Source organism: Glaciecola sp. HTCC2999, assembly GCF_000155775.1.
Lineage (GTDB): Bacteria > Pseudomonadota > Gammaproteobacteria > Enterobacterales > Alteromonadaceae > Opacimonas.
On record NZ_DS989810.1, the window covers coordinates 1 to 11300 of the forward strand.

Sequence of the window (11300 nt, forward strand, 5' to 3'; positions counted from 1 at the left end):
GAAGCTTTCAAAGCAGCCAAAGGCGAGTAATCTTTTAGTCTGAAAAATAAAAAAGGTGTAACTGCAAGTTTACTTGCGTTACACTTTTTTTTCTGTACTCTTAGTCTATATTATATAATCTCAGATTAACGAGGCACCTAATATGACCAAATCTGAATTGATCGAAAAGTTAATGACATCTTATGATGAGGTTCAAACTCGAGAAATTGAAGTCGCTGTTAAAGAATTATTAGAGTACATGGCGCAAACATTACAACGCGGTGAACGCATTGAAATAAGAGGGTTTGGCAGTTTTTCTTTACATTATCGAGCTCCACGAACTGGTCGTAATCCAAAGACTGGTGAATTAGTAGAATTATCGGGAAAGTATGTCCCACATTTCAAACCGGGTAAAGAATTACGCGATCGCGTTGATTTTTCTTAACAATGCGAGACAAAAAAGGATAGCTTTGTGAAAGGATTATTAACATTTTTGGTACTCATCATTGTACTTGTTATCGCAGTTATTATCGGCTCACGTAATCAAGAGCTTGTCACCATCAATTATTTGATAGCACAAAGTGAATTACGTCAATCAACTTTGATGGCTATAGTGTTTTCTTTAGGAGTCGTGATTGGTATGTTGACCTTTTTTAGTAGTTGGTTGAAATTAACCTGGAAAGTGAAGAGCCTGCGAAACCAATTAAAGCGCTTATCCACAGAAGAATAATACCTTATGCTTGAATTGCTATTTTTACTGCTGCCAGTTGCGGCAGGTTATGGTTGGATGATGGGTCGCAACAGTGTCCGTAACGCCCAACGTAAACAATCGAGCATTCTTTCCAAACATTATTATAAAGGCTTAAATTTTTTATTATCTGATCAACCTGATAAAGCGGTTGATACGTTAATCAAAATGATCTCGTTAAATAATGATACGGTGGAAACACATATTGCGATGGGGAATTTTTTCCGTCATCGGGGTGAATTAGATCGTGCAATCCGTATACATCAAAATCTTGTATCTCGTGATGAGTTGCAAGGCACTCCTCGTGAAAATGCCTTAAGTGAATTAGGTCGAGACTACATGCTAGCTGGATTTCTTGAGCGGGCAGAGAATTCCTATTTAAAACTACTAGATAGCGACAAGCATAGAGCTGCTGCACAACGTTACTTATTTGAGATTTACCAAACGACTAAAGAGTGGGACAAAGCGATTGATTTGTCTCAACGTATGTTAAGCGTTGATTCCAATCAAAAAGATGTGGCGCATCAGTTATCGCATTTTTATTGTGAAAAAGCTCAGCAGTTTGTTAAGGCCGCGGATTATTCTAATGCGATCCCGTTTCTGCATGAAGCCATTGATATTGATGAGCATGCAGTTCGTCCATGGCTTATGCTGGGGCGCATTTACATAGAATCTCAAGAGTATCAAAAAGCCGCAGATGCGCTGAATCAAGTACCAAACCGTGATATATCATGGTTCTCTGAAGCGGTTCCCTTACTTGAGCAGTGTTCAGAAGCATTGCATGACGATGAGTTATTAGAATCTAGCTTAGCCCCTTATTGGCAAGAGTGTGCAACGTCATATTTGGCGAAAGTAAAATTATCGGCTAAGCGTGGTGAAGATACCGAAGCCACAAATATTCTTCTCGAACAGCTTAAACAAAAACCTACAATGCGTGGATTTAAAACGCTATTAGGTTTTTTTGTGGAACAACAAGAAGATAAACAAATCCAAAATAGCTTAGGTTTATTAGCTGATTTGGTAGAAAAACAAATTCAAGCCCGTCCTAAATACCGTTGTATTAAATGCGGTTTTTCTGGCAGACAGGTGTATTGGTTATGTCCTGCATGTAAGCATTGGAGTGTCGTGAAGCCCATCAAAGGATTAGATGGCGAATAATGTTAAACGAGGTTAAGCATGTCATTTGATCCAAAAGTTGTCGTCGCGTGTGATTTTAATCAGTTATCAGATTTACATAATTTTGTTGATAAAGTATCACCTGAATTATGTAAGTTAAAAATCGGCAAAGAAATGTTCACTTATTTTGGTCCGCAAGCGGTTAAACCATTAGTGGATAAAGGATTTGATGTATTTTTAGATTTAAAATTCCATGATATCCCTAACACCGTTGCTAAAGCATGTATTGCTGCTGCAGATTTGGGAGTATGGATGATTAATGTGCATGCTAGTGGCGGTGCCAGCATGATGAGTAAAGCTAAAGCGGGACTAGAGAGTTTTGGTGCTGATGCGCCTAAACTAATTGCTGTTACGGTGCTCACTTCTATGGATGAAGCTCAATTAGGGCAAGTCACACCCAATATCAAAGTAGCCGACCAAGTGAACAAACTTGCTTTGTTGACTCAAACGTCAGGTTTGGATGGTGTTGTTTGTTCAGCTCAAGAGGCGGTGGCGTTACGTGAAATTGTTAACGATGATTTTTTACTAGTTACGCCAGGTATACGTCCTGTCGGGAGTGATGTAGGCGATCAAATACGTATTATGACGCCACCACAGGCCATGGCAAGCGGAGTAAGTTATATGGTCATTGGTCGGCCTATTACACAATCACACGACCCGTTAAAGACCTTATTAGAAATTAACGCTTCAATATAGAGTTTTTATAAGTCTCTGTAATTACTAAATCGTGAAATTAATGACTTGGATTTATTATTTGGGCGATGGTTACATCAATCATTATTAATGTGACCCGCCCAAATATCTCACAGTTTATGCGAGTTAGCTGATTGCTTGTAACGCGGGAATGTACTCTAAGTTCAAGCTTTCACCTAACGCATCTACAACGCCTTGACATGTCACTAATCCTTTATAGACATTTAAGCCATTGGCTAGATGTACATCATCTTTTAATGCTTGTTCTGCCCCTTTATTCGCAATAGCGAGGCCAAAAGGTAACGTGGCATTGTTTAATGCTAATGTTGAGGTCCGTGCCACACCGCCCGGCATATTAGCAACACAATAATGTACTACATCATCAATAATATATACGGGCTCCTGGTGCGTTGTTGCTTTTGAAGTTGCAAAACATCCACCTTGATCAATCGCAACATCAACAACTACTGCGCCTTTTTTCATATTCGCAATATGTTTACGTGTGAGTAATTTTGGTGCAGCAGCACCTGGTATAAGAACGGCACCGACGACTAAATCGGCTTGTGCAGAGTATTGTGCAATAGCATCTGTAGTGGAGTAAACAGTTCTTACACGACCATTGAAAATATCATCCAGTTCACGTAAACGCGGTAATGAACGGTCTAAAATAGTCACGTCTGCGCCTAAACCCACCGCCATTTTTGCGGCGTTCGTCCCCACGACACCACCACCAATGATAACGACATTTCCAGGAGCAACACCAGGTACGCCACCCAGTAGTGTACCGTTACCACCTTGAGCTTTTTCTAAGTAATGCGCGCCCGCTTGAATAGCCATACGACCAGCAACTTCACTCATAGGCGCTAATAAAGGTAACGTTCCAGCATTATCTGTGACCGTTTCATAGGCGATACAAATTGCTTTTGATTTCACTAATAATTCGGTTTGCACTGGATCTGGCGCTAAATGCAGGTAAGTATATAAAATCTGATCCGGTCGGAGCATTTCACACTCAAAGGGCTGTGGCTCTTTGACTTTAATAATCATCTCAGCCTGTGAAAATATTGCTTTAGCAGTATCAATGATTTGTGCACCAGCAAGTTCATAATCGTCATCACTAAACCCGATACCTTCACCTGCATGGGTTTCTACTAAAACGGTATGACCATGTTGGATAAACTCATTCGCTGCAGCAGGGTTTAATCCGACACGATATTCGTGGTTTTTGACTTCTTTAGGTACACCAATAATCATAACTATTCACTGTAAAGGGATAAAATTGGATTATAGGGGATATTACAACGCTTTAAATTTCTTATTTTTGAAATTTGCAGTATAATATTTGGAAATTAATTCAAATAGAAAAATATTATATGCTTATAAAGACGCCGAAACACATTGATAAACTGGATCGTGCAATATTATCCGCATTACAGGTAGATGGACGTATATCGAATGTTGAATTAGCAAAACAAATTGGATTAAGCCCTTCACCTTGTTTAGAACGAGTTAAACGATTAGAACAGCAGGGATATATTACTGGTTATTCAGCAAGTGTGGATCCGATGAAATTGGGTGCTGCCATGTTGGTCTTTGTCGAAATATCATTATCCAAAACATCACCTGATATATTTGCAGATTTTTCTGCTGCCGTGCAACAGCAAGATGATATTCAGGAATGCCATTTAGTGTCTGGGAACTTTGATTTCCTGTTAAAAACGCGTGTGGCGGATATGGCCAGTTATCGAAAACTATTAGGCGATACATTACTACAATTACCGGGTGTCAGAGAATCGCGAAGCTATGTGGTGATGGAAGAAGTAAAACATTCGAATAAAATCAAAATCAATGCTTCTGGACGTTAATTTATCCGATAGCTGTGTTAGAATAATTCACATTATAATAATATAAAATCTAAATATAGATTTGGTTTCCATTAGGCGCACGATGAGTCAACTTACTGGTATACAACGCATTTTTGAGACAGGCATGATTATATGTACTGTATTAGCGTTATTTATATTTCTTTCCCTGATGTCATTTCATCAAGCCGATCCAGGTTGGACACAAACTGGACTACAACCAGTTATCCAGAATTGGATGGGCCCCGCAGGTGCAAAACTTGCTGATTTATTATTTTTTATCTTAGGTTATCTTGCTTATAGTATTCCTTTTTTGTTTGCCTTTGCCGGTTATATGGCGTTTCAACGTGTAAAAGAGATCTTTGAATGGGATTATCTCAATATAGGTTTACGGATCATTGGTCTTATTTTTATTGCCATTGGTATCAGTGGTTTAGCCAGTATTAACTTTGATGATATGTACTACTTTTCTGCGGGTGGATTATTTGGTGATGTTATTTCCAGTGCCTTATTGCCGCAATTTGGCTTTGTCGGTACAACGATTTTATTATTGTGTTTTTTTACGACAGGCTTCACTTTAGCCAGTGGTATATCATGGGTATCTATAATTGATTACATTGGTGCGAGTACCATCTGGGCAAGTAAAAAAGTCGTTACATTACCCAAAGGTGTTTCTCAATTGTCACTACCTAGTCCTAAAGGGGAGGGGAGTGCTAATCAGAAAGATGATATCAATGCTTCGACATTAAGTGAAAATCAACCATCAAATCGTGATAGTTCACTGAGAAATGCACAAGATTCATTTTATAAAGTATCTGATGAAATACTCGATAACGAGCCTGAAATTGTCATTGATACTCAAAATATAGATACTGAGACATCAATAGCTGATGTGTCAGGTGCGGCTGATTCTAGTATACATATTGAGCCAGTGTATTCTTCTGATACACACGCATCATCAGTGCCTCTTGATGAGACACCTACTGATATACACACTTCTTCAACATCTGAAGCTAGCCTCCCTGATGTCGACGCACCCGTCGTAAATGCACCTGGTGTCACGACAAAAATGAGACCTAAGCATGAAGAGAAGCCTGAGGGAGAGTTACCTTCATTCGCACTGCTCGATCGTGCGGATAAAGTGAAGAATCCCATCACACCTGAAGAGCTTGAAGGCATTTCACGTTTAGTCGAAGAAAAACTCGCTGATTTTAATATTTCAGCGCAAGTGGTCGGTGTATACCCTGGTCCAGTAATTACCCGTTTTGAATTGGATCTAGCTCCAGGGGTTAAAGTGAGTAAAATCACGACCTTATCCAAAGATTTGGCGCGAGCGATGTCAGCTATTTCAGTGCGTGTTGTTGAAGTTATTCCTGGTAAATCTGTTATTGGGTTGGAATTACCGAATAAAAATCGTGACATGGTACGTTTGAGTGAAGTGATTGAAGGTGATGCGTTTCAAGCTAATGCTTCACCACTGACGATGGTGTTAGGTGCCGATATTTCGGGTAAACCCGTCATTGTAGATTTGGCGAAAATGCCGCATTTATTAGTTGCAGGTACAACAGGTTCAGGTAAATCAGTCGGCGTGAACGTCATGATTTTAAGTTTGCTCTATAAATCATCGCCAGAAGATGTGCGCATGATCATGATTGATCCGAAGATGCTTGAACTATCTGTGTATGAGGGAATACCACATCTGTTAGCTGAAGTAGTCACTGATATGAAAGAAGCCTCTAATGCATTGCGTTGGTGTGTTGGTGAAATGGAACGTCGTTATCGTTTAATGAGTGCGTTAGGTGTACGTAACCTTAAAGGATTTAATTCCAAGGTCCTTAAAGCGATTGAAGATGGTCATCCAATCAAGGATCCACTCTGGCAGCAGGGCGATAGTATGGATAGTGAAGCGCCTAATTTAACAAAGTTACCGGCTATCGTTGTAGTGGTAGATGAATTTGCTGACATGATGATGATTGTAGGCAAAAAGGTCGAAGAGCTGATTGCACGGATAGCACAAAAAGCACGTGCGGCCGGTATTCACTTAGTCCTTGCGACACAACGTCCATCTGTTGATGTGATCACAGGCTTGATCAAAGCGAATATACCAACAAGAATTGCGTTTCAGGTATCCAGCAAAATTGATTCACGTACTATTTTAGATCAGCAAGGTGCTGAGGCATTACTTGGTATGGGAGATATGTTGTATCTTCCGCCTGGTACGGGTGTACCGACGCGTGTCCACGGCGCATTTGTAGATGATCATGAAGTTCATGCCGTTGTAGGTGATTGGAAGAAACGCGGAGAACCAGAGTATATTGATGAGATTTTGAATCCTCAAGAAGGTGGTGAAGTACTACTACCTGGTGAGCAGGCTGAAAATGCGGATCAAGAGCTCGATGTATTCTATGACGAGGCAGTGGCCTTTGTGACTGAAACTCGCAAAGCGTCTGTTTCATCAGTACAACGTAAATTTAGAATTGGCTATAATCGTGCAGCTCGATTAGTCGAACAAATGGAACAAAGCGGGATCGTATCAGCACCAGGTCATAATGGTAATCGTGAAGTGTTAGCCAAAGCGGCGCCTCGGGATTAATTTAAGAAAACGATTCTGATGATGGCATGGCAGTTCATTCAGCGTTGATTTAATTAAGTCATGGTATGTTTAGTTAAGTGAGTTTAATCACGTTTAATACATAGTCATAAAGGACATATATGTCGTTACACACTTCTATTGCTAAATTATCTTTTGTTACTTTAGTGGCATCATCTTGGTTGTTAGTGTCACTTTCAAGTACACCAATATTAGCTGCCAGTGAGGCACCACTTATTGCAAACGCATCTCTGGCCAAGACAGAATTACGTCAACGTTTAGAAGCTATTTCATCGCTTCAATCTACATTTACCCAAACCGTGACAGACGAAGCCAATAACCTCATTCATAGCAGTTCGGGAAATCTAGTATTACAACAACCTAATCGAGTGTATTGGCATGCACAGGTACCAGATGAAACCTTAGTAATTGCGAATGGTGATAAGGTATTTTATGTGGACGATTTTGTTGAACAAGTGTCCATATTTAATCAGGCAGATATGGTATCAGATAATCCATTAATGCTACTCACATCAACTGATGATAAGGTGTGGGAACAGTTTAGTGTGACACAACAAGCAGACTCATTTGAGGTCACACCCTCATCTGCACAGGGTCAAATTCAAGGATTGACACTAGTGTTCACTCAAGGTGAATTACGCGCATTTACTCTGCTGGATAACCAAGCACAGCGCAGCGAGTTTGTTTTATCTAATATCACCATGAATATGCCGTTACCTGTTTCACAATTCCAATACGACATCCCTGTAGGGTATAGCATTGATGACCAAACCCAACCTTGAGCCACTTGCGGCGCGTATGCGACCAACCGATTTGGCCAGTTACATTGGTCAATCACATATATTGGGTCCCAATCAACCGCTTAGTCAGTCATTAGAGAATGGTCATATCCATTCAATGTTGTTGTGGGGGCCACCTGGGACTGGCAAAACGACTTTGGCGCAAATCATTGCCAAGCATATAGATGCTAATTTAATTGTTCTATCGGCTGTGACCAGTGGAGTCAAAGATATCCGTGACGCCATGGCGATGACTCACCCTGGTGTGGTAACCATTGTATTTGTGGATGAGGTACATCGGTTTAATAAGTCACAGCAAGATGCGTTTCTACCATTTATTGAATCTGGCGCGATCACGTTTATCGGTGCCACAACTGAAAATCCTTCATTTAGTTGTAATAATGCCTTGTTATCGCGTTGTCGAGTATATGTGCTGCAAGCATTAACTGACGCTGATATTATTCAAATTTGCCAACAGGCACTCGCGAATGACGAGTGGTTATGTGCATGTGCAGTTTCAATAGATGATGATGCATTGATGACGCTAGCTTCCTTATCTTCTGGCGATGCGCGCAGAGCTCTACTCTATCTTGAATTGGCTGCACAGTTGAGCCAATCAGCTGATGGCAGCCATCGTGTGACCCAACAGCATGTTGCTCAAGCGGCAGGACAAAAAGTTGCCCAGTTCGACCAGCAAGGTGATCATTACTATGATGTACTTTCAGCCTTTCATAAATCGGTACGTGGCTCATCGAGCGACGGTGCGTTGTATTGGTTCGCTCGGTATTTAACTGCAAACTCTGACCCGGTGCCGATTATGCGACGTTTACTCGCTATAGCCTCTGAGGATATTGGGCTGGCGGATCCTAGAGCATTAACCTTATGTTTAAATGCATGGGATACCTATCATCGTGTCGGAGCTGTAGAAGGCGAGCGTGCGATTGCGCAAGCGTGTGTGTATTGTGCTTTAGCGCCAAAATCGAACGCATTATATAATGCCTTTAAAGCGGCGAAACGGGCTGCGCAAGAAACTTGTGATATGCCAGTGCCAAATCACTTACGAAATGCACCTACCGAATTAGCTAAATCTCAAGGTCATGGTGATGGCTATCGTTATTCGCATAACGAAGATCACGCAGTGAGTGCTGGACAACGGTATTTGCCAGATAATTTATCGGATCAAGGGTTTTATCAACCGAATCCTCGTGGATTGGAACAAAAACTGAGGCAAAAACAAGAGTTTCTCGACGATTTAAACAAAACCGCTTATCATAACGCAGGTATTCAGCCAAAGGGTCAGCCATGAGTCACCTTATTGTGTATTTGTTTGTGGCCGTTGGTGGTGCGATTGGCGCATGCCTACGCTATTTTTTGATGAACCATACCCATGTTTTATTGGGTAAAGACTTTCCTTATGGCACATTGTTAGTCAATGTCGTTGGATCGTTTTTTATTGGTGCGTTGTATGCGTGGGTCAATCAACAAATGGACATGCAAGAGCATGTGCGTGCATTTTTAGTTGTGGGTATATTAGGCTCACTGACGACATTCTCGACTTTTTCTTTGGACACGATCACATTAGTGCAAACTGCGCAGTGGTTCAAAGCAGGGGTTAATATTATGCTCAATGTAGCATGTTGTTTATGTGTTACGTGGATAGCACTTCAATTATTTAAAGGATAATCAAAGTACATGTTAGATCCTAAGTTTCTTCGTGATGAATTAGCGCAGACGGCGCAGCGTTTAGCGGCTCGTGGTTTTGAATTAGATGTTGCAGCATTGGCAGCACTTGAAGCGCGTCGTAAAGATCTGCAATCCAGCACCCAAGAATTACAAAACGAACGTAATGTCCGTTCTAAGTCAATTGGTAAAGCCAAGCAAGCGGGTGAAGATATCGCACCTCTACTGGCTGAAGTTGGCGAACTCGGTGATAAATGGATGCGGCCAAAGCTGAATTAACCGAGTTACTAGCACAAATTGATACGATCACTGCGGGCATTCCAAATTTACCAGATGACTCTGTACCGGCGGGCAAAGACGAAGAGGATAATGTCGAGGTCAGCCGTTTTATGGAGCCGACCAAACTAGCTTTTGAAGCAAAAGACCATGTCGATGTGTCAGCAGGGTTATCTAACGGTTTAGATTTTGAAACAGCGACCAAACTCACTGGCTCACGCTTTGTGGTTATGCATTCACAAGTAGCCAACATGCACCGTGCTTTGGCGCAATTCATGCTCGATACACATACGCAGCAACATGGTTATGCTGAAGTATATGTGCCGTATTTAGTCAATCATGATAGCTTATATGGTACCGGTCAATTACCGAAATTTGGTGAAGATTTATTCCACACCCAACCGGCCACAGAAGAAGGTCAAGGGCTGTCTTTGATACCGACTGCGGAAGTTCCACTGACGAATATTGTGCGTGATAGTATTATTGATGAAGCGCAGTTACCGATTAAGATGACGGCGCATACGCCATGTTTCCGCTCTGAAGCAGGTAGTTATGGTCGTGATACTCGTGGTCTTATCCGTCAGCATCAGTTTGATAAAGTGGAATTAGTCCAAGTAGTTAAACCCGAAGACTCGTTTGCCGCGTTGGAAGAACTAACAGGGCATGCTGAAGCTATCTTACAAGCACTCGAATTACCTTATCGTAAAATGGTGTTATGTACAGGGGATATGGGCTTTGGCGCATGCAAGACGTATGATTTAGAGGTGTGGTTACCAGCGCAGAATACCTATCGCGAAATCTCGTCTTGTTCAAACATGCTCGATTTCCAAGCGCGTCGTATGCAAGCGCGTTTCCGTGCGAAGGGTGCGAAAAAGCCAGAACTCGTTCATACACTAAACGGTTCTGGTTTAGCAGTAGGGCGCACACTTGTGGCGATCTTGGAAAACTATCAGCAAGCTGATGGTTCTGTGGTGGTGCCAGAGGTGTTACGTCCTTACATGAATGGCTTGGAAGTGATTCCGGCTAAATAAATTCAATGTTATAAGCATTTAGCAGGTTTAGGTAAGCCTGCTAACTTGCTGGCCATCTTGGCTGGGCCTTGGGGGAGAAGTCGTTGTAAGTGACGGCTATTGCCAATTTCAGGGCCAAATTCCTGTTGTAAAGCTTTGACCAAGGCTCGAATGGCGGGACTAGTGTCATATTCCTCATAAAATGCCCGTACAAATCGTACGATTTGCCAGTGAGCATCAGTCATTTTAATCTTTTCTTCTGCGGCAATTATTTCTACAAGCGCTTCTGACCACATTGTATGATCCAATAAATAGCCGTTATCGTCGGCGGGAATGGTGTGGCTATTCAATGTGTAATGCATGGTGTTTCCACTTTAGTTAATGTGCTTTGTAACAAATGCTTGGTGTTAGACCGCCTTAGATTAACACTAGCATCCACTAAAACGAGATAATTCTAAAACGAGACGGTGCTAAAAAGAGATCAAG

General features: G+C 41.5%; 11 protein-coding genes and 1 pseudogene. 10 read left to right on the plus strand and 2 right to left on the minus strand.

Annotated features, from left to right (window positions below; genetic code table 11):
- The first annotated feature begins 142 nt into the window (after positions 1–142).
- Genes ihfB through pyrF form a run of 4 tightly spaced genes read left to right on the plus strand, consistent with a single transcriptional unit; the run spans position 143 to position 2599 of the window.
- Positions 143–424, plus strand: coding sequence for an integration host factor subunit beta (ihfB, locus tag G2999_RS00040; protein WP_010177472.1), 282 nt, complete (start codon positions 143–145; stop codon positions 422–424).
- Between the two features lie 27 nt (positions 425–451).
- Positions 452–709 carry a LapA family protein gene (locus G2999_RS00045; RefSeq protein WP_010177474.1) on the plus strand — a complete coding sequence of 86 codons (258 nt, stop codon included), beginning with the start codon at positions 452–454 and terminating at the stop codon, positions 707–709.
- A gap of 6 nt (positions 710–715) precedes the next feature.
- Positions 716–1885: a lipopolysaccharide assembly protein LapB gene (gene lapB / locus G2999_RS00050; RefSeq protein WP_010177476.1), complete on the plus strand. Its 1170-nt coding sequence runs from the start codon at positions 716–718 to the stop codon at positions 1883–1885.
- Positions 1886–1903: 18 nt separating this feature from the next.
- Entirely contained in the window at positions 1904–2599 is a 696-nt protein-coding gene (gene pyrF, locus G2999_RS00055; protein ID WP_010177479.1) for an orotidine-5'-phosphate decarboxylase, read from the plus strand.
- 123 nt (positions 2600–2722) lie between these two features.
- Here pyrF and ald read toward each other — a convergent pair whose 3' ends face one another.
- Positions 2723–3850, minus strand: coding sequence for an alanine dehydrogenase (gene ald, locus G2999_RS00060; protein ID WP_010177481.1), 1128 nt, complete (start codon positions 3848–3850; stop codon positions 2723–2725).
- A gap of 119 nt (positions 3851–3969) precedes the next feature.
- On the opposite strand from ald, the gene lrp reads away from it, so the two are divergent.
- The 6 genes and pseudogenes from lrp (at position 3970) to serS (ending at position 10835) form a co-directional block, all read left to right on the plus strand.
- Positions 3970–4461, plus strand: coding sequence for a leucine-responsive transcriptional regulator Lrp (gene lrp / locus G2999_RS00065; protein ID WP_010177482.1), 492 nt, complete (start codon positions 3970–3972; stop codon positions 4459–4461).
- A gap of 82 nt (positions 4462–4543) precedes the next feature.
- Positions 4544–7051: a DNA translocase FtsK gene (locus G2999_RS13795; protein ID WP_010177484.1), complete on the plus strand. Its 2508-nt coding sequence runs from the start codon at positions 4544–4546 to the stop codon at positions 7049–7051.
- Positions 7052–7170: 119 nt separating this feature from the next.
- Positions 7171–7851 (plus strand): outer membrane lipoprotein chaperone LolA, encoded by a 681-nt coding sequence (lolA, locus tag G2999_RS00075; RefSeq protein ID WP_010177487.1) that lies wholly within the window; start codon positions 7171–7173, stop codon positions 7849–7851.
- Positions 7832–9154, plus strand: coding sequence for a replication-associated recombination protein A (locus G2999_RS00080; RefSeq protein ID WP_010177489.1), 1323 nt, complete (start codon positions 7832–7834; stop codon positions 9152–9154). Before lolA ends, G2999_RS00080 begins: the two co-directional genes overlap by 20 nt.
- The gene (crcB, locus tag G2999_RS00085) at positions 9151–9531 is read left to right on the plus strand and encodes a fluoride efflux transporter CrcB (protein WP_010177490.1); all 381 of its coding nucleotides are present in this window, start codon (positions 9151–9153) and stop codon (positions 9529–9531) included. The genes G2999_RS00080 and crcB overlap by 4 nt, the downstream gene beginning before the upstream one ends.
- 9 nt (positions 9532–9540) lie before the next feature.
- Positions 9541–10835: pseudogene (gene serS, locus G2999_RS11435) on the plus strand (serine--tRNA ligase).
- A gap of 8 nt (positions 10836–10843) precedes the next feature.
- Here serS and G2999_RS00095 read toward each other — a convergent pair.
- On the minus strand, positions 10844–11176 hold the full coding sequence (locus G2999_RS00095; RefSeq protein WP_010177492.1) for a TusE/DsrC/DsvC family sulfur relay protein: 333 nt from the start codon (positions 11174–11176) through the stop codon (positions 10844–10846).
- Positions 11177–11300: the final 124 nt, after the last annotated feature.

What these genes read in the sequence shown, in the direction of transcription:
- ihfB (WP_010177472.1), top strand. Translation starts at nt 143, where the DNA reads ATGACCAAATCTGAATTGATCGAAAAGTTAATGACATCTTATGATGAG.
- lapB (WP_010177476.1), top strand. Translation starts at nt 716, where the DNA reads ATGCTTGAATTGCTATTTTTACTGCTGCCAGTTGCGGCAGGTTATGGT.
- pyrF (WP_010177479.1), top strand. Translation starts at nt 1,904, where the DNA reads ATGTCATTTGATCCAAAAGTTGTCGTCGCGTGTGATTTTAATCAGTTA.
- ald (WP_010177481.1), bottom strand. Translation starts at nt 3,850, where the DNA reads ATGATTATTGGTGTACCTAAAGAAGTCAAAAACCACGAATATCGTGTC.
- lrp (WP_010177482.1), top strand. Translation starts at nt 3,970, where the DNA reads ATGCTTATAAAGACGCCGAAACACATTGATAAACTGGATCGTGCAATA.
- G2999_RS13795 (WP_010177484.1), top strand. Translation starts at nt 4,544, where the DNA reads ATGAGTCAACTTACTGGTATACAACGCATTTTTGAGACAGGCATGATT.
- lolA (WP_010177487.1), top strand. Translation starts at nt 7,171, where the DNA reads ATGTCGTTACACACTTCTATTGCTAAATTATCTTTTGTTACTTTAGTG.
- G2999_RS00080 (WP_010177489.1), top strand. Translation starts at nt 7,832, where the DNA reads ATGACCAAACCCAACCTTGAGCCACTTGCGGCGCGTATGCGACCAACC.
- crcB (WP_010177490.1), top strand. Translation starts at nt 9,151, where the DNA reads ATGAGTCACCTTATTGTGTATTTGTTTGTGGCCGTTGGTGGTGCGATT.
- G2999_RS00095 (WP_010177492.1), bottom strand. Translation starts at nt 11,176, where the DNA reads ATGCATTACACATTGAATAGCCACACCATTCCCGCCGACGATAACGGC.